The sequence below is a fragment of the Candidatus Defluviibacterium haderslevense genome (genome assembly GCA_016712225.1).
GTDB classification, from domain to species: Bacteria; Bacteroidota; Bacteroidia; order Chitinophagales; family Saprospiraceae; genus Vicinibacter; species Vicinibacter haderslevensis.
On sequence record JADJRL010000003.1, the window covers coordinates 2,324,612 to 2,343,457 of the forward strand.

General features: G+C 33.0%; 14 protein-coding genes and 1 tRNA gene. 5 read left to right on the plus strand and 10 right to left on the minus strand.

All coding sequences use genetic code 11. From position 1 onward, the window contains the following. Together IPK88_09105 and mnmG are read left to right on the plus strand one after the other, a co-directional pair. The gene (locus IPK88_09105; protein MBK8243573.1) at positions 1-2,817 is read left to right on the plus strand and encodes a TonB-dependent receptor; all 2,817 of its coding nucleotides are present in this window, start codon (positions 1-3) and stop codon (positions 2,815-2,817) included. A 59-nt stretch (positions 2,818-2,876) separates the two neighbouring features. Further along, positions 2,877-4,742 carry a tRNA uridine-5-carboxymethylaminomethyl(34) synthesis enzyme MnmG gene (gene mnmG, locus IPK88_09110; protein MBK8243574.1) on the plus strand — a complete coding sequence of 622 codons (1,866 nt, stop codon included), beginning with the start codon at positions 2,877-2,879 and terminating at the stop codon, positions 4,740-4,742. Positions 4,743-4,765: 23 nt separating this feature from the next. On the opposite strand, the gene IPK88_09115 is transcribed toward mnmG, so the two are convergent. Further along, positions 4,766-4,840: transfer RNA gene (locus IPK88_09115), tRNA-Val, on the minus strand. Positions 4,841-5,159: 319 nt separating this feature from the next. Here IPK88_09115 and IPK88_09120 point away from each other — a divergent pair. After that, positions 5,160-6,002 carry a TerC family protein gene (locus tag IPK88_09120; protein MBK8243575.1) on the plus strand — a complete coding sequence of 281 codons (843 nt, stop codon included), beginning with the start codon at positions 5,160-5,162 and terminating at the stop codon, positions 6,000-6,002. A 61-nt stretch (positions 6,003-6,063) separates the two neighbouring features. Here IPK88_09120 and IPK88_09125 read toward each other — a convergent pair whose 3' ends face one another. Further along, positions 6,064-6,930, minus strand: a complete 867-nt coding sequence (locus IPK88_09125) for a helix-turn-helix transcriptional regulator (GenBank protein MBK8243576.1) — start codon at positions 6,928-6,930, stop codon at positions 6,064-6,066. Between the two features lie 157 nt (positions 6,931-7,087). On the opposite strand from IPK88_09125, the gene IPK88_09130 reads away from it, so the two are divergent. After that, entirely contained in the window at positions 7,088-9,223 is a 2,136-nt protein-coding gene (locus tag IPK88_09130; GenBank protein MBK8243577.1) for a TonB-dependent receptor, read from the plus strand. Next, positions 9,220-9,825, plus strand: coding sequence for an HmuY family protein (locus IPK88_09135; GenBank protein ID MBK8243578.1), 606 nt, complete (start codon positions 9,220-9,222; stop codon positions 9,823-9,825). Before IPK88_09130 ends, IPK88_09135 begins: the two co-directional genes overlap by 4 nt. A gap of 178 nt (positions 9,826-10,003) precedes the next feature. On the opposite strand, the gene IPK88_09140 is transcribed toward IPK88_09135, so the two are convergent. The 8 genes from IPK88_09140 to IPK88_09175 form a co-directional block, all read right to left on the minus strand. Further along, positions 10,004-11,179, minus strand: coding sequence for a T9SS type A sorting domain-containing protein (locus tag IPK88_09140; protein ID MBK8243579.1), 1,176 nt, complete (start codon positions 11,177-11,179; stop codon positions 10,004-10,006). 57 nt (positions 11,180-11,236) lie between these two features. After that, entirely contained in the window at positions 11,237-12,034 is a 798-nt protein-coding gene (locus IPK88_09145; GenBank protein MBK8243580.1) for an alpha/beta hydrolase, read from the minus strand. 188 nt (positions 12,035-12,222) lie between these two features. Beyond that, the gene (locus IPK88_09150; GenBank protein MBK8243581.1) at positions 12,223-12,750 is read right to left on the minus strand and encodes a lipocalin family protein; all 528 of its coding nucleotides are present in this window, start codon (positions 12,748-12,750) and stop codon (positions 12,223-12,225) included. A 179-nt stretch (positions 12,751-12,929) separates the two neighbouring features. After that, a complete protein-coding gene (locus IPK88_09155; protein MBK8243582.1) occupies positions 12,930-14,327 on the minus strand; it encodes a hypothetical protein in 1,398 nt (465 codons plus the stop codon). Between the two features lie 308 nt (positions 14,328-14,635). Beyond that, complete coding sequence (locus tag IPK88_09160) at positions 14,636-15,334, minus strand: hypothetical protein (protein ID MBK8243583.1); 699 nt, start codon at positions 15,332-15,334, stop codon at positions 14,636-14,638. A gap of 328 nt (positions 15,335-15,662) precedes the next feature. Continuing rightward, complete coding sequence (locus IPK88_09165; GenBank protein ID MBK8243584.1) at positions 15,663-16,121, minus strand: SRPBCC domain-containing protein; 459 nt, start codon at positions 16,119-16,121, stop codon at positions 15,663-15,665. 679 nt (positions 16,122-16,800) lie between these two features. Next, positions 16,801-17,271 carry a hypothetical protein gene (locus IPK88_09170; GenBank protein MBK8243585.1) on the minus strand — a complete coding sequence of 157 codons (471 nt, stop codon included), beginning with the start codon at positions 17,269-17,271 and terminating at the stop codon, positions 16,801-16,803. A 183-nt stretch (positions 17,272-17,454) separates the two neighbouring features. After that, on the minus strand, positions 17,455-18,840 hold the full coding sequence (locus IPK88_09175; GenBank protein MBK8243586.1) for a beta-lactamase family protein: 1,386 nt from the start codon (positions 18,838-18,840) through the stop codon (positions 17,455-17,457). Between the last annotated feature and the right edge of the window lie 6 nt (positions 18,841-18,846).

The following is an 18,846-nucleotide window of genomic DNA, read 5'->3' on the forward strand; positions in this document are numbered from 1 at the left end:
ATGAAATGGAACTTTGTATGGATTTTGATGATGAGTTTTTCATTCCTGCAAGGGCAAAATGTTTTTGTGAAAGGTAGAACCTTAGATACTTTTTCCAGACCCATGGAACAAGTTAATATTTCAGCTTTAAATACTATTGACAGCAGTATACTACAAACTCAATTTAGTGATGCTGATGGAAGATTTATATTTAATTTTAATAAACCACAATCTATTTTATTGAAATGTACAAAGCTTAATTATACCAATCAATATATTTTTTTGAAAATAGAACCACCTGGAGTTGATGTAGGTATGATCGTACTTACGACTCAGTCTTTCCAATTGCCCGAAGTGGATATAGTTTCTGTAGGATCCAAAACCAACTTGAAAGGTGATACATTAGTCTATAATGCATCAGTGTATAAAACCAATGCGGATGCATCCGCAGAAGAATTAATTACTAAGATGCCTGGTATGGTAGTTCAAAATGGAAAGGTACAAGTTCAAGGAGAAGAACTTAAGCAAGTGTTTTTGGATGGCAAGCCTTTTTTTGGGGATGACCAAAGTGCCGCTTTAAGACAGATCCCAGCTGACATTATTGACAAAATAGAAGTTTTTGATCGTAGATCGGATCAAAGTATTTTTACCGGTTTTGATGATGGAAATACTTCCAAAACAATAAATATCACCACGCGTCCCGAATTTAGAAATGGTCAGTTCGGTAAAGTATATTTTGGCACCAATCTAAATGATAAATGGAGATCAGGTATTAGTTTAAATCATTTTGATGGAAAAAAACGATTTACCTTATTGGGTATTTCGAATAATGTTAACGAACAAAATTTTTCGCAAGAAGACCTTACTAATATTGCTCCGGGACAAAACGGACCCAATCGGCCTCAAAATCCAAGTGGAAACAGATCAAATAGAGGTGGGGGAGGTGGACGAGAAGGAAATGCTATTGAGAATTTTTTAATAGATCCTAAACTGGGTATTTCAAAAACCAATTCCATCGGAGTGAATTATTCTAATCAATGGAAGCGCATTGAATATACAGGAAGTTATTTTATTAATGAGCTTGATAATGTCAATCAAAGTACCTGGGAAAGAAATTACATTGTTAAATTGAACAAACCACCACAAGAAATAGAGCGTAATTTGAGTCATTCAAAAAGTTTAGCACATAAGATTAATTTAAAAGTCGAATGGAAAATAGACTCTGCTCATTCGGTTTTATTTCAACCTAAATTTTCAATGCAACGCATTTCTACCTCTAGTTCTTCTAAAAGTGAACGAAAAAACGAATTATTTACCTTGACTTCTGGTTCGATAGAATCAACTGCTCAGCCAATTAATTATAGTTATAGTTTTCCATTGCTTTATAAATATAATTTCAAAAAAAACCAAAGAACTTTTTCCTTAAATCTTCAACCTTCTTTCTTGAGATTTCGATCCACAGATGAATATCAATCTATTACCATCAATAGAATGGATACTGTGAATGCTGAGAAAATCGACCAACATTCAGATGGACAACGCATGAGTAATAATTATTCAACAAGTGTGAATTATACAGAACCTCTAAACAAACGAAGTTTAATTCAACTCAGTTTATTGGTGAGTCATAGTATTAATTTTAATGAAACAGCATTGTCGGATTTTGACACGCTTTCTAAATCGTATTCATTATTCAATAGTATTTTATCAAATCAATTGGAAAGTTATTATACTGTTGAAAAACCGGGTATTACATATAAATGGAATCATTTGAAATGGAATGCTTCAGCAGGATTGTCATACCAATGGGGTCATTTTAGAATACTACAAGAGCTTCCATCAATGTATAATAAAAGTAGGTCGTTTGGAAACATACTACCCGAATTTTCAATACAAGGAAAATTAAACCGAACGGATAATATTAGAATTAATTATAGGACGAATACAGTTATACCGACTATAGAACAATTACAAGAGACACCAAATTTGATCAATCCATTTTATATTAAGAGTGGATCATTATCATTAGGTCAAGAATACAGACGTAATATCAGTATTCGATTCAATAAGGTAATGACAAAAACTAGTCAAAATATATTTCTTTATTTGGGAGGCACACGAGTTACAAATTATATTGCTAATTCTGTTTTTGTTGCAGTTAAAGACACATTCATTTTTCCGGATGTCTTATTAAGGCCAGGTGCACAATGGTCTAGGCCTTTGAACTTAGATGCTTATTTGAATTTGAGAACTTTTGTATCTTATGGGTTACCTTTAAAGAAATTGGGTTCAACACTCAATATGAATGTAGGTTGGGTTTATTCAAAACAACCCAGTCTTATTAATGGCAATTTAAATATTTCGAGGATTTCTAATTATAATAGCAGTTTTACCTTGGCTAGTACTTCGAGTAAAAAGTGGGATGTAAATCTGACATTTGCTCCTTCATATAATATAAATACAAATTCGATTCGACAAGGGACAGGTAATGAATACTATGGTCAGAATATTAAAGTTAAATTTCAAATTGAATTGTATAAAGGATTATTTATCTTTTCAGATTATGCGTACCAACTTTATTCTGGCAATTCAGATTTTGCTAATCTGAATTTTTCTTTGTGGAATGCCGGGATTGGATATAAATTTCTTAAACAAAAGCAAGCGGATATCCGATTTTCTGTATTTGATTTGTTGAATCAAAATATTAGTTTTAATCGCATTAATTATGATGCTTATTATGAAGATCAACAAACTAATGTATTGCAACAATACTTTTTAATACAAGCCAGTTACAATTTGAAAAAATTTAAATCCACTTCCAAGTCTGGTCATAAGTAATAGATACAGAAAAATCCTTTATCTTTTTTTAGTTACCTTTGCCTTTGAATTTGTAAACTATGTTTCAACATTATGATGTTATCGTTGTAGGTGCTGGTCACGCAGGATGTGAAGCTGCGGCAGCTGCTGCCAATATGGGCTCTAAAGTCTTATTGGTGACCATGAACATGCAAACCATTGCACAAATGTCCTGTAATCCCGCTATGGGAGGCGTTGCTAAAGGTCAGATCGTAAGAGAAATAGATGCTATGGGTGGATATTCAGGCATCGTTACGGATCATACGACTGTTCAATTTAGAATGTTGAATCGCTCTAAAGGCCCTGCTATGTGGAGCCCACGTGCTCAAAGTGATCGCAATTTATTTGCCAGAAAGTGGCGTAATATGCTTGAAGCAACACCAAATATTGATTTCTGGCAAGATATGGTGAAAGGCTTATTAATAAAAGACGATTGCGTAGAAGGGATCATCACCGGAATGGGTATTGAGATTCGATCTAAATGTGTCATTCTTACCAATGGTACCTTCTTAAATGGTTTAATACACATTGGTGAAAAGCAAATTGGCGGTGGTAGAGCTGGAGAAAATGCTGCTAAAGGGATAACGGAACAATTAATCGAATTGGGATTTGAATCCGGCAGGATGAAAACCGGGACACCACCTCGTCTAGATGGTAGATCCATAGATTACAGTCAGACAGAAATTCAATATGGGGATGAACATCCGGGCAAATTTTCATTTACAGATACACCTCCTTTGACTAAGCAATTGTCTTGTCATATAACCTATACCAATAGCGAAGTACATGATATATTGAAAACCGGTTTTGATAAAAGTCCCATGTTTGCAGGTCGAATACAAGGTTTAGGTCCAAGGTATTGTCCATCTATAGAAGATAAGATTGATCGTTTTTCCGAAAGGGATCGCCACCAATTATTTATTGAACCCGAAGGTTGGGATACGCATGAAATATATCTCAATGGTTTTTCTTCATCATTACCTGAAGAAATCCAATACAAAGCTTTGACAAAAATTCCTGGCTTGCAACATGTTAAAATGTTTAGACCCGGATATGCTATAGAATATGATTATTTTCCACCAACTCAGCTTTCTTTAAGTTTAGAAACGCATCGCATAAAAAATTTGTTTTTTGCTGGCCAAATAAATGGAACTACTGGTTATGAAGAAGCAGCTTGTCAGGGCTTGATGGCCGGTATAAATGCTGCTTTAAATGTTAAGAATGAAGCTCCTCTAATACTAACCAGATCACAGGCTTATATTGGAGTTTTAATTGATGATTTGGTAAATAAAGGGACGGAAGAACCTTATAGAATGTTTACCTCAAGGGCTGAATACCGGATATTATTAAGACAAGATAATGCTGATATAAGGCTTACTGAATTGGCCATGAAATGTGGGATGTTGAATATGGAAGAGCGATTTCAAAAAGTCCAACAAAAACAACTTAATTTTGATAGAATCAACGATTTATTGCAAAAAACATCGATAGCACCAGAAGACATTAACCCTTATTTATTAAGTCTAGATTCTACGCCCATTGAAACTAAAACCAAATTGGCATTGATTTTAACGCGACCTAATGTTACCCTAAGTGGTCTTATGCAGCAACATGCAGGTTTGAAAGAGGCGTTGCAATCCATCGATGATGAATCTTTGGAAGGCGCTGAAATCAATATTAAATATGAAGGTTATATTAGAAAAGAACAAGAATTTGTCGAAAAAATGTCTCGTTTGGAATCTGTTAAAATTCTGCCAAATTACAACTTCAATGGTATAAATGCCTTATCTAATGAAGCAAAAACAAAATTGACAAAGATCAAGCCCCAAAGTATTGGCCAGGCGAGTCGAATCAGTGGAGTTTCTCCTGCAGACATATCAGTTTTACTGGTACATCTGGGTCGTTAATAATTTCTTGACCTGTGATGAAGTGGGTATTAGCAGGCTCGAACTGCTGACCTCCGCCCTGTCAAGGCGGCGCTCTGAACCAACTGAGCTAAACACCCTAAAACTGTGCAAATGTAGATTGAAAATTCAAATTATTTAAATTTTTATAAACAGGAACCAAATGTATTTTGCATTTAATGGATGACTGTCAATTGAAGTTCAAACGTTCTTTTCTGTGTGTCTTTACGTGTTGAAACAATGTCAAATAAGTAATGTGCTGAACGGTGATCATTTACTGTATTAAAAATACCCATGGTGTTAAATGTATAATTTTTATATATGTAATCTATTTTTAATTTTATTTTGCATTTTAATTTAATTCGATGAAATTTTTCAAATATATTATATATCATTGCATTCTTATTAAATATCAGTTTTATGTTTGAATTTCCAGATTTCGCCAGTACTCAGGTTATAATGAGTTTTCTAACACTGACCTTTTTAGAAATAGTATTAGGTGTTGATAACATCATTTTCATTTCTATAACATCAGGAAGACTGCCTGAAGAAAATAGAAAAAAAGCGACAAATATAGGCTTAATAGTTGCAATGCTTTTGCGTATTGTTTTATTATTCGGATTGGCATTTCTCACTGCTTTACAAGAACCTTTGTTTTACATATCTGGAAGTTGGGTTGAAGGTGGTTTTTCTGTTCAAAGTTTAATTCTAATTCTAGGAGGAATTTTTCTACTCTATAAAAGTGTTACTGAAATTCATCATAAACTGGAAGCCGATGACCATACTGTGTCGAATTCCAAAAAAACTAAATCTACTTTGACTCAAGCTATAATTCAGATCACATTAATTAATCTTATTTTTAGTTTAGATTCCATTCTAACAGCAGTAGGGATGACTAATGGAATACATGGTGCACTATGGATTATGATTTTAGCCGTCATTGGATCCATTATAATCATGATTTCATTTGCACATCCGGTGGGGAAATTTGTAAATGATCATCCTACGGTTCAAATGTTGGGTCTTTCTTTTTTACTACTCATTGGATTTATGCTCATCGCAGAAGGTGCTCATTTGGCTCATTTTAAAATGGCGGGAGAAGAAGTTGGAAATGTGCCTAAAGCCTATTTATATTTTGCTATTGCATTCTCGCTGTTGGTTGAAATGCTTAATATCAGACAACGCAAAAGACTTAAAGCTATACAACTTCATGGAATCAGTGAAGATGCTAAAGATGCAGGTTATTTTAAAGGAAATGAGTAATTTTATAGTCCTTTAAGAGAAGATTGTTTAATTCGAATGGATTAGTTTTTTCATGATTGTTTTAATCCATCATTTTCTTTGGGGTTACGCCGTATTTTTTTTTGAATGCTTCAATGAAATGACTGATGTTATTATATCCTATTTTAAAAGCTACTTCATTGACTTGATATTTACCGGAGATGATGAGTTGACGGGCGATTTCCAATTTATGATCCAATAGATATTGATATGGTGTATTGCCATAGATTTCTTTGAATCCGGCTTTAAGTTGAAATTCATTGAGCCCAATTTGTTTCGACAATTCAACTATTGTGGGAGGATTTACATAATTGTTGATCAAGATATCTTTAGCATTTCGCAATTTTCGTACGACATGTTCGTCATTAAGAAATGGACAATTTTCAGTATCCGGTTTTTGTTCTGAAAAAAACAAACTCAGAATTTCTATAGCTTTCGCTTGAAAATAAAGTCGTTGAGAATTTTGACCCAAATTCACATCAAATAACTGATTTAGGACGATATAAAGTGAAGGATTGATTTCTTTTTCTTCATAGAATTTTCGTTTTGCATTTTCAGGTTTAAACAAAGGAGCTTCCTGAAGTTCAGGAACAAATAATTGATGAAGATGAATTAGAGATACTTTCAACCACACCATTTTAGCATCAGAAGAGAGCGATAATTCCGTATTGAGATCTTCGTCGGGATTATAAATCATAAACACCTTGCCGCTTTTTAACTCCCGGGTATACACGGGTCCAAAGCCAAATTTCGAGTGACCCTCAAGACAAAAAATGAGGTGAATTTTACCTTTGTTGAGACATGATTTCTGAAAAGCCGAACCATTAGTATCATTGATAAGTATTAATTCCGGGGCTTCACTTAAGACTTCAGGTTCTTTACTTTTTGGGTTATTTTTAAATGTATCCATAATTAATTCGTCAAATATTATTGAAATATATTGTAAAAATAGGCATTTAACCTAGTTTTTACAAGAAATATAGTGAAAGATTATATCCATAATGGGTTATATATATTCCCGATTGGGGTATTTTATAATTATCTAAGGGTTCAACTTTGCGTTGTAAATGAAACGAGACCTTTATCTTCTTTTTTTATCCATTTGTGTTCTAAGCCAATTAGCAGCCCAACGAGATTCAGTCCAATTAGACGAAATTATGGTAACTGCAACCAAAACGGATCGCTTATTATCATCTGTGCCATTGCCTTTTCAAATCATAACAAAACAACAAATTCAAAATACTGGAGGTAGCCGCCTACAAGATATATTGAGTGAACAGGCGGGACTTAATGTCGTGTCGCAGGTTAATGGTCTTGGTAACGGTTTACAATTGCAAGGGTTGAATCCGGATTACACCATGATATTAATTGACGGGGAACCTGTAATAGGACGTTATACCGGTTCTCTTGAATTAAGTCGTATCAGTATTCACAATGTTAAAAAAATTGAAATTGTCAAAGGACCATCTTCGAGCCTGTATGGTTCAGAAGCATTGGCAGGTGTGGTGAATATCATAACCAATAATGCAGCTGAGAATAAAATTAATGCATCTGTTAAATATGCCTCCCGCCAATCTACTGATCTGAGTTTAAGTGGTCAGTTTGCCAATGATAAATGGAGATTCTATTTATTCGGCAATCGCTTCGGCACCCAAGGATATGATTTATCTCCTGATGTCTATGGTCAGACCGTATCACCATTCTCCAATTATACTATACAATCTAAATTGGCTTATGAATTTTCTGCAAAAAGTTCTTTCAATTTGAATATGAACTATTTTACAGAATTTCAAACGAACGCATATCATGTAATTTCTGGACGTGATTCGATTAAAGTGGATGGAACTGGTCGGTTGAATAATTTCAGCTTCAATCCATACTATACCTATAAGCTTACCAATAAGACCAATGTTGTAGCACGCATTTATTCTAGTATATATCAATCCGAAACAGAGCTATTTAAAAAAGGAACAGGTCAATTGCATTATTCAGATGCATTTAAACAAACCTTCCTCCGACCTGAAATTCAATCTACATGCTATTTTAACAAAAAACAAAAATGGACTGCAGGCGCAGGTACCGTGTACGAAATAGTCAACACATCACGCTATGGTGATTTGTTTAATCGCTATCAGGATACCTATTATGGATTCTTGCAACACGAATGGGATCCTGTTGATAAATTAAATATAGTAAGTGGGGTGAGGTATGATTATAATTCAAGTTATCATTCACAGTGGAGTCCGAAGTTAGCAGTGCAGTATAATGTTGTTAAACATCACTCATTCAAAGCATCTGTAGGTACTGGATTTAAAGCCCCTGATTTCAGACAATTGTATTTTAATTTTAATAATGCGGCTGCTGCTTATGCTGTTTTTGGTTCTGACATTGTTGTTAATGAACTTCATCAATTAGAAAAAGATGGTCGATTGTTAGCCTATCTTTTTGATACCAATCTGATCGGTTCAATAGCTCCGGAAATATCCTTTGCTATTAATTTTGGAACACATCATGAGTTTAATTCACATTTGAATGCAGATATTAATTTTTTTAGAAATAATTTACATGGATTAATTGAGACGCGTGCAGTTGCATTAACAACGGATCAACGGACGATATATAGTTATTCCAATATTAATCGCGCCTACACTCAAGGAATTGAATTGAATGTAAATGCCAGATTGAATCAGAGAATGCAATGTGGTGTTTCATATCAGTTTTTAGATGCGAAAGATCGTGCAGTTATTGAAGATATTAAAAATGGATTAGTATACGGCCGTGATCCGGTGACATTGGAATCTTATAGAATAAGCAAAAAAGATTATTTTGGATTGACCAATCGGTCCAAACACAACACGAGTATCAAATTAGATTATCATTTTCCAAAACAGGATATGAATATAAGTGCGAGGCTTTTATATCATGGTAAATTTGGAGTCACAGGAACGGCGGGTAATGTATCCGGAATATCTATCCCCAGTTCTGATATTAATGGAAACAATATCTTAGATCGAAATGATCGTTTTATTGATGGATACTTTTTATTTAATCTCACAGTATCAAAAATATGGAAGGAATCTTTGACTTTGCAATTGGGTGCAGATAATCTTTTCAATTATAAAAACCCTACTTATATTCCTAACCAAATCGGAAGACATTTATTTATTACTTTATTATATCAATTTAAAAGAAAAAAATCATGAAATACTTATTGACATTCTCCATTGCGTTGATCTTATTTGTGTCGTGTGACGATGAAAAAGTAGAACCTGTAGTTAGTAAATCTTTTACAATTAAAAATCTCCCTGCTGATCCGGGTACGGGTCGGGATTCTGTTGGAAATCTAATAGGTGACAAAAAATTATTCACTTTTTTTAGACTTTCAGATAGTACTGTGGTATCTAATTCAGATAGTGCGACGACTAAGTGGGATATTGGATTTAAAGGTTCTACGATTATTTTAAATGGCGGTACCAGTGGTCCTGGACAAACAGCAGGATTTTTCTTTAATGGAATTTATAATGATTTGAAAGAAGTTCCATTGGATAGTATTTTTAAAAAAGACAGTGCGCCTAACTATGTTGTTAATAAATCTTGGTATGCCTATAATCCGGCTGCTATGACGATAGCACCTGTGCCTGGAAGATTCATTGTTTTAAAAACAACTCAAGGGCATTACGCTAAATTAGAAATATTATCTTATTATAAAAATGCACCAACATCACCAAATGCATTTATAGATGCTGATCGATATTATACTTTCCGATATTTCTATCAAGGAAATGGAACTACAAAATTTGAGTAGATTAATCAATTAAGTAAGAAATTATTTAGTATTGTAATTGTTATATTAATACTGACTTGAAGATCTGGCTGTATATTGATAAATACAATTTGATTATTTTATCTAGATAAAATATGATTTGAAATTAATCTCAATTATGGTCGGATGCAATGATCATATAAGAATATTTTATGCCTATTCATTTGTCTTTTAAGAAGGTATAATGATGGCTGTTCGTTTCAATATAATACAAGCCTGTTCTCAAATTACTGACATCAATATGTGCATGGGTATCAGTAGTACTGTGTTGAATGATTACATTGCCTGTGAGGTCAATAATCTTAATGGTACCTAGTATTGTTGAAGATTCCAGATGTAAAATGTCGTTTGTGGGAACGGGATAAATCATGTATTTGTGAGATCTAATGTTATCATGAACAGCAGTCGCATTTGGATCCCAGTGAATTGCAAACAACTTGCCTCTTTGATTATCAAATGATATACTATGAATATTGGAACCAGACGATAGAGGAATTAATTGATTTGATATGGTTTGACCGGAAGCAATATCAATAGTTGCAATATAAAACGTAGAGCCTCCAGTTGAATAAGTGAATAAGTATCGTTGATTTATTTTGTCTATTGAAGAACTTCCCCCACCTAAACCGAAAGTTTTTCCGGAGCCAATTTTATTTATGGCACCAGTTTCAGTATTTATTGAAACCAGGTAGCACAATTGGGTGTTTGAATTTTGGACAAGACCATTTAAAGTGTTCAGGGTGCTATTGTAGTAAAAATGTGTAAGTTGATCGCCAGAGGAAAGTCCCAATGCAGGGCTAGAAATTAATGTTCCGCTAATGGCATCAATCGAAAACAATTGATTTCCAGACATTGCAAAATAGCGATGATTCGTATCGTCATAGGCAGTGGCACCCTGAATAGTTCCTCCAAGGCCCGGTATGGAATGATTAGAAATACTGGTTAACATTCCAGTCGAAGGACTTATACTAGCCATGAAGAGTGAGGATGAGGAATTGTCCCGATATAAACCATAAAGGGAATCATTAGTATGGTCATACTTAAATTCTCTTGCAAGATTTTGTGAATAGCTGGGATTGTATATAATTGAACCATTAGTAACATCAATGGAATATAAATGATCAACAATTGCCAATCCTCCTTGAAAAATATATACGCCATGTTTTTCGTCATAGGTCCTTATATTCGGAAGAACCCAATTTATCCCATTAATCGGACCACCGATTTTTGTGAATGAACCCGTTGAAGTATCTATTTGAATTAAAAACTCACCTTGTGAAAATATTGAGGTTTGTAGTGTAATCAATAGGAGCGAAAGTAATTTTAGATTTTTCATGTCAAATGTTTTTTTACAAGAAAGTTTTATTCATTGACTGGTGCGTAGCTACATTGTTTAGGTATTGATTTGACGCACCCGTTGTCCATCAATGAAATCTAAAGTTATTGATAAAAATTCAATGATGGAATCATAAATTGGAACATGGTCCCCATTGGGGATAACGCATAGAGCGGAATTAGGTATTGAACGGTAAATACTTAAAGCAATATCAACTGGAAAAAATGGATCACGATCACCATGAACAATAAGAGTTAGTGCAGTAATGATCGATAAATTTTGTTCATTAAAATTCATGTCATCATAATTTTCTTGAAATGCTTTGAACTGTTTTATAAGTTGGCGAATCTGCTCCTCACCTCGTTTTGCACATTCCTGATACATGTCTTTAACTTCTTTTGGTAATGTTTCAAACGAAGCTCTACCCATAATGGTTCTGGCTTGTTTGGGAAAATAATACGTGGAACTAATTAATACCATGGATTCAATTTGGCTCGGGCGAGAAGTAGCCATGTGTAATAATATCATACCTCCGGTACTCATTCCCATAGCTGAAAACTGATTAATCCCTAATTTTTCAAGCAATAAGAAAACATCCTGAGCAGCTTCCATGTGAGTGAACCCTTCGTCGGGATTGGAGGAGTGACCATGTCCTCGGAGATCAACAATTATAAGTCTGTGATTTTCTGAAAGCTTATCGCTAAATGGTAGCCAATTTTGTGAACAACCACCAAAACCGTGCAAGAGTACTAATGGCTGTCCGACACCAAATGCTTCGTAATACAAATCAATATTTCTAATTTTTACAGTATGCCCTCGATTCGATGTTATTTTAGGAGCGTATTCCTTTGCCATACGAAATTAATACTGATCTTATTGTTGAATTGTTGATTATTGCAATGATCTAACCCTCACACTTAAATCATTGTTTCAATAGATGCCTACTCTAGGAAATGATCTTTAAGTTCATTGATTTCGAATCAATAAAATTACTTCCAATTGTGTGGATTCAATATTTAAGCACAATATTGGAAGTGTTTCTATTAACGTGTATAAGTCCCAAATCCTGTCGTATTTGATTTCGATGTGACCCCCGCGCCCAAAATCTGATTGACCTCCTTTTGAAATTTCAAACTCAATGTTGTACTTGTGAGCGTTAATATTTCAAACTCAGCAACGTCTTTTGTGGAAGCACTCGAAAAAATTAATTTATTGCCATTTTTAACCCAAGTTCCAGTTTCATTTGAGTTTATAGGTTGGTTCGTTATAACCTCTCCTGAACCAGGATTGTTTGTGAGTTTAATATTGTAAGAACCTGTGGTGGTAAATGTGTTTGGATTACTAGTTATTATCATTTTTGGATCAACAAAGTTATTAGCTACACCTGTATAAAAGACAGTAAGTGTTTGTCCAGTTGCAGATACAGTCGTTGTACTGGATCCAGTGTAGTGATAATCTGTCAAATTCCAAGTACCAACCAATTCATCACTACTAATACTGTCCTCATCCTTATTACAGGCAAAAATAGACATTAAAAAAAATGCTAAGGCGGTTAATTTGATTATTTTCATAGTTTAAGATTTAAAGTGATATACGAAGATAATGTAATTATATTTAAATTTTTTAAAAAAGATCCATAAAAATGAAATATATCGACATTTGCCGTAAGACTTTTTCAGGTCGAATTGTGGAGACTAGTGTTCTTTTTAATGAGACACGTATCTGCGGTTTAATATATAATTTTTAGATGTTACTTGTCCTTTTTCGTCTTGTTAATAAGTTCAATGGTGTAATCCAATACAGTATCTTTATTTTCTAAAATGTCTTTAAGAATAGGTTCTACATTATGATCAGGTATAACTCCGTGACCATCATTATTTAATTTATCTGTGATGACAAATTGTTTTGTAGGTAGTTGAACCTGAATTTTAGTGTTTGGAAGCGTTATATCTTTAGTAAATCCTGCAATTACATGCGGATTGCCACCTGTTTCTTGCCCTATGAATGTAGCTCTATGGTTGGATTGTAAGCATGATGCAACAATACCCGAATTAGAAAAACTACCACCATTTATTAGAACATACAGCTTGCCTTTAAATGGATTTGATTCTGGTATATGCTGTCCTAAGGAAGGCCCTTTACATTGTTTTAACTTATTTTTATCTACGCGATAATATTTCTGAACGATTGAAAAAGGCTTGTCTAACAAATAGGAAAGTAAATACACTCCATTCTCTATATCACCACCTTGATTATTTCTTAAATCTAATATGAGAGTTTCAGTTTGGCTGTTTTTAATTTGCTCAAAGAATGATGCAATGACTGATTTGAAATTTTGTTTATAATCTTTCTTTAAAGCATCATTATGAAAATCTTTTATAGTAAGTATAGCGTAGTTGTTTTCGTTTATAATATTAAGTTTCAGTCCATCACTCGGTAGGTTTGAAAAGGTTTTGTTAGGGTAATGTTTTTGACGGTAGTAAAAAATACTATCTATTGGAAGTGCTTTTATTGAAGCAGTAAATACTTGTCCATTTGTTTTATAGTCTATATCATAATTGCTTGGGTGGTCATAAATTAAACTATAATATTGTCTGAAATAGTTATTTAATATCCAATTGGGATAAGTTAAATTGTAGCCATCTCTTACTAGTCTTGTGCTTAATTGTTGGATAATTTCGCTAACTTCAACATGGTTGATCCTGATAATTTCTGATCCTATTGGTATTGATCCATCATGAGTATAAACCATATCTATGAATAATTGGTGGTTTAGAATTGCAAAATGATAGGGAAGAAAATGACTCATGCTGAAATGAAAATTTATATTTGTTGGACTTGGTAATAATATTGTATGTCCATCTTTTATCATTGAACTTATGATAGCAATATGTTTATAAAACTCCAATTCTGTCATTGGTTTAGAAATTCCATTTTCTAAACTGTCAAACACCTGATCCATATTAGATTTTGATGTGTATAAATGGAGACCTGGGTGCTTATTTTCAAGTTTGTTTTTTAAATATTTTAAATCAGTTTTCAGTTCATTTGTTGAATAAAACAAATTTGGCGCAACATTTTTTTGTGCAAATGTTGTACTAATAAAAAATTGAAAGGTCAGAATTATGACTACAATTTGTCTTGTCATAGGATAACGGAAGCTTGTGGTTAGAGATAATTATTTTGATTTGGAGATCATGTCGACAATCCATTTTAATGATTGGCAGAATCTAAAATCGCACTTCAAATTTACTTCTTTTATTTATATGAAATCATGTTCTATATCGTTTTATAATACACTGATATTATTCGTATGCTGTCCGTCGAATTTATATGCGACGTAATGCAATTGCATTCATAAAAAATAGCTTCAAAGCACAAATACAACGCTACATCGAACATTCGGACTTCTTCTCTAATTCTTGACAATAATTATTGTAATGATCATATTTACATTCAACAAATCAATAATAATCGACACACTCCAGCCTCTTCAATTGGTGCACGGTGAACACAAGGGAGTACCTTGCTCTCAGGATGATCTACCGCTAGCCTCCAAATATTGCCAATGCCCAAACTCACCGGGTGGGCATCTGGTTTAGCCTGATAATGAAGATCAAAAAAATGTTCCCTTAAAAAATTTTCAAATCCTTCATCTGGTCCAAAATAAATTTTTTGAAGTTCATTACGTATTTCAGGAACCAGAATTTTCTGTTCCGCATGTGAATTGGATATTATTTCACTAGATTCACCACAATAGGTGCATAAAAATGTATCTGTAGGAATGGGAGAGCGATCTACATGAAATGAATAAACATCGGTCGGAAAAAAAGGAAAATGATCATCTCTGTCATAGCACTTGATCAAATTAAGTATTGGGGATGCACCATGGTTCCGTAATTGATTCAAGTCATGTAAGAGTATATCACGGGCCTGTTGTCCTGATTCGCTCAACTGAAGTTCTACAAGTTCATCTTCTTCAATTACCCTTATATTATCGTGTAGTTCTAACTTTTTAACAATCTCTAAAAAATCACCTGAGAGTTTACGATTCCAACATATGGCATTCATGCTTCCATGAAAAGTTGTATTAACGAGATCATGAAAATTCGTAACATATTGAATGTGATGCTCATCGTAATTTTTATCTGACATATTGGGTAATATTAGTAAGCATGTTTTTTAAAATGACTAGAAAATCATGACTATAACAATCATCGAGCTATAAGAAATTAAGCTAAAATTGAATAGTATAGTTTTATCTCTATTCTTAAAGTTTATTTCTTTTAGCCAGATTATCATACTTCAGTATGGGGTTTTAAAGATACGAAAAGTTATCGATTCCAAATAACATAAAGGTATGATCTAACTTTTTTGAATTCGGAGTATAAAGCTTCTATGAATCAACATAGCGCACAATTCTTCTACAAAATGTTTAAAACTGTGATTAATTCTTTGAAATTAAAAGCTGTTCATTAAATTCTTATTGTTCACAAAGTTCTTTCAATTTCTCTAATGCATTTGGGTAGGTTTCGTTCATGAAAGATTCAAAATCTTCTGTGGTGTCTAGGTCAACAATTAAGGTTGTAGATTCGTTGTTTACTTCGAAGGTATAGTTTTCGAATCCATTCGCCCATTTTTCCACTTCTGGTCCTTCGGTAATTTCCTTGTCACCTTTAACAAGTCCATAGTGTTGTATCGAAACAAATTGGTTGGGAATATTTTCAACGATCTTAGAAACCATACCCCCTTTTTCTCCTTTCTCATCGACTCCAATAAATAATATTTTATTTCCCTTATCCCAATTTCCTTCATAACTTGATGTAGGGTTAAAGATTGCGGTCCATTGTTCATAAGTTGATTTATTACTAATGCCGAGCATAATATCATAAATCTTGGACACAGGTGCATTGATACTTACTTTGAATTGTAATTTTGTCATAATATTTATATTTGTTTAATTGAATTTTTCGATTTTATTTTTTTGTTAAACTTGGTGGTCGATTAACGTAGTCTTTAACTCCATGGGATTTGATAAGTTCAAATTTATAAAATAAAATGAATGGGTCAAATTATGTAGATACATCTTTATTTTCACCATCGATAAACCTTTGAATTTAAGTCTAGTCCATAAGGCTAAAAAGCAGTTAAATGGCACTGATTTAGTAGGAAAATATTTCATAGAATATTTCAAATTGATTGCATCTTTAAAGCCTTACTCTTTAGTAAGGCATAAAAATAATGCGCAACGTTTATAACTTTCATAATTTATTTAAAAAATATTATTTCGGTAACAAATTTTATTAATACCTAGCAAATAATAGTATATTTCCGGACTTTCATTATCATGCACTGTTTGTATAGTTTGAGTTGAAATGATCTCGTTGTTATAGTAAATAATGGGATCTTTATATGCCTAGTCTCTTTGTGCGAAAATAGACACAGTTTATGTTTTTATTTGAATTTTATCATAGACGCCAATTCCATGGCTTCATCCATTCAGTTGTTCCCTTCTTTATTGCAAGTCAAGCCGTGTAACAAAATATTCATAATTTTCCTTAGGAGGAGACAAGCAGGCTTCTGGATCTAACAGCTTGCCTCGGCTATATGGCGAGGTACTCTTAGCTATTAGCTAAAGTTTTTATTAATTTATCAATACGTCTTTTATTTTGTTGTTGCAATAAAGATGGACTTAAATTCATCAATATATTCACGATCAGAATGGTTAAGCCAAACAGCCATTCTGTTTTATAAAATTTCATCAATACAAAAAACATTACAAATACAAATCCTATCAAATGGTCAATTTCTGAGCTCGTCATTTCTACACGAAGAACATGCAAGTCCGCTATTTCGATTTTATTTCTAAGTTTAAGTTTCTGATTGAAGTATTTAAATGGGGTATTTTTCACAACCCACTTAACAATGTCAACTCCTAAGCATTTATTCAATTTTTCACTTTTTATTAAATTTAACTTGGATAATCGATTGTTGTAGAATTTTGTTTTTTTCAAAATTGCATTGACAGTCATTCCAACAATGAATGAAATAAATGTTATTGCAATGCTGAATGATATATATTTTGAAAGCATTTTATTTTGTTAAAGTTGTTAAACGGTTTTTTGGATTTGCGAAGATGGGAGTTTTAGTACTAAGCTTCATTCTTTTCCCGACTGCCTCATTCAGGCGGTGGAGAACTGAACTTCTTCCACATACAAATTTGACTGAGATGTCCAGCAGCCATGCTATGGTAAACCTCATGTAGATGGTGGTTTTTATTGTCTAATTAATTCTTTATGAACTTTCGTTTCAGGTTGTGTCATTATATATTTTTCGACTGTATTGTCTTTAATAATAAATTCATAGAATACATCTGGACTATTTCTCATCAATTGAAATTTAGTTTTTGATATGGCTTTAAGTTCAAATTTTTCTCCATCGTCTATTATTCTATAAAGTGTTCCATTTTCATAAATCAGTTTCACGATTTTTCCTTTACTATTTTTATATTCACCTGCAAATATCTCTTTTTCCTCATTAGTAAGTTCAATGTATTTTATGGGTTCAATATGATATAGCATGCGCCTCAAATCTGTTACGGGTATATATGTATTTTCATTGGAATAATTTAAAAGTACTATAATGGTCTTATCATTTTGAATATGCCTGTCAATAAATGTTAAATATCCGGGCCATCCACCACTATGATTTACGATGTTTCCATAGACTCCATTATCTTCTATAAACCACCCAAATCCGTAATTTGATTTGGTTTTATCATTTAACTCGGATGAAGTGAATACTTCATTTTTACTTTCTTTTGAAATTAATTGGGTTGTGTACAAAGCGCGGTCCCATTTTAGTAAGTCGACAACTGTTGAATTTACAGTTCCGTCTCCAACAATACCATCCAGCCATACAACCTGTTTTGTTTCATTTAAGAAGTCTGGTAAGGTGTACTTTTTCAAACTATCGGAATAAACAAAACCATAAGCATAATTGGCTACTTTTTTAGGTGCATATCTTCTTGTGTAAACAAATGTGTTAGTCATTTTTAAGGGTTTAAATAATACTTTACTTAAATAAGCTCCATATGACATACCAGTGACTCGTTCTATTATTGTTGCTAAAAGTGCATATCCGGTATTGCTATACTGCCATTGGGTATTGGATTCAAATAAAACGGATGGCTTAAATTTTGCAAATAGGTTGATAATGTCATCATTAATAGCGATTTTACTTTTATCAAATACGGTATCCATTATTTCCATATAGTCGGGTAGTCCGCTTGTATGATTTAACAAATGTCTTATAGTTATATTATCATAATGTGAAAGTTCAGGAATATACTTGGACATTTTATCGTCATAATTTAATTTCTTTTTTTCTTTAAGTATTACAATAGCCATCGCTGTAAATTGTTTGGATATGGACGCCAATTCAAAAATTGAATGCTCATTTAATTTTTCTTTTGTGCTGTCATTTGTAAAACCAAAAGATTTTTTATAAACTACTTTTCCTTTTTCGGCGATTAATATATTCCCATTGAGGTTTCCATTTTTATACATTGAAGTCAATAAACTATCCATTTTTGATATGTGGTCTTGTCCAAAAGCTTTTTGTCCAATGAAAAGTATGATCATTATTATTGTTGATTTCATTTTTTT

Coding starts and splice junctions, on each gene's coding strand:
- IPK88_09105 (MBK8243573.1), top strand. CDS start 1: ATGAAATGGAACTTTGTATGGATTTTGATGATGAGTTTTTCATTCCTG.
- mnmG (MBK8243574.1), top strand. CDS start 2,877: ATGTTTCAACATTATGATGTTATCGTTGTAGGTGCTGGTCACGCAGGA.
- IPK88_09120 (MBK8243575.1), top strand. CDS start 5,160: ATGTTTGAATTTCCAGATTTCGCCAGTACTCAGGTTATAATGAGTTTT.
- IPK88_09125 (MBK8243576.1), bottom strand. CDS start 6,930: ATGGATACATTTAAAAATAACCCAAAAAGTAAAGAACCTGAAGTCTTA.
- IPK88_09130 (MBK8243577.1), top strand. CDS start 7,088: ATGAAACGAGACCTTTATCTTCTTTTTTTATCCATTTGTGTTCTAAGC.
- IPK88_09135 (MBK8243578.1), top strand. CDS start 9,220: ATGAAATACTTATTGACATTCTCCATTGCGTTGATCTTATTTGTGTCG.
- IPK88_09140 (MBK8243579.1), bottom strand. CDS start 11,179: ATGAAAAATCTAAAATTACTTTCGCTCCTATTGATTACACTACAAACC.
- IPK88_09145 (MBK8243580.1), bottom strand. CDS start 12,034: ATGGCAAAGGAATACGCTCCTAAAATAACATCGAATCGAGGGCATACT.
- IPK88_09150 (MBK8243581.1), bottom strand. CDS start 12,750: ATGAAAATAATCAAATTAACCGCCTTAGCATTTTTTTTAATGTCTATT.
- IPK88_09155 (MBK8243582.1), bottom strand. CDS start 14,327: ATGACAAGACAAATTGTAGTCATAATTCTGACCTTTCAATTTTTTATT.
- IPK88_09160 (MBK8243583.1), bottom strand. CDS start 15,334: ATGTCAGATAAAAATTACGATGAGCATCACATTCAATATGTTACGAAT.
- IPK88_09165 (MBK8243584.1), bottom strand. CDS start 16,121: ATGACAAAATTACAATTCAAAGTAAGTATCAATGCACCTGTGTCCAAG.
- IPK88_09170 (MBK8243585.1), bottom strand. CDS start 17,271: ATGCTTTCAAAATATATATCATTCAGCATTGCAATAACATTTATTTCA.
- IPK88_09175 (MBK8243586.1), bottom strand. CDS start 18,840: ATGAAATCAACAATAATAATGATCATACTTTTCATTGGACAAAAAGCT.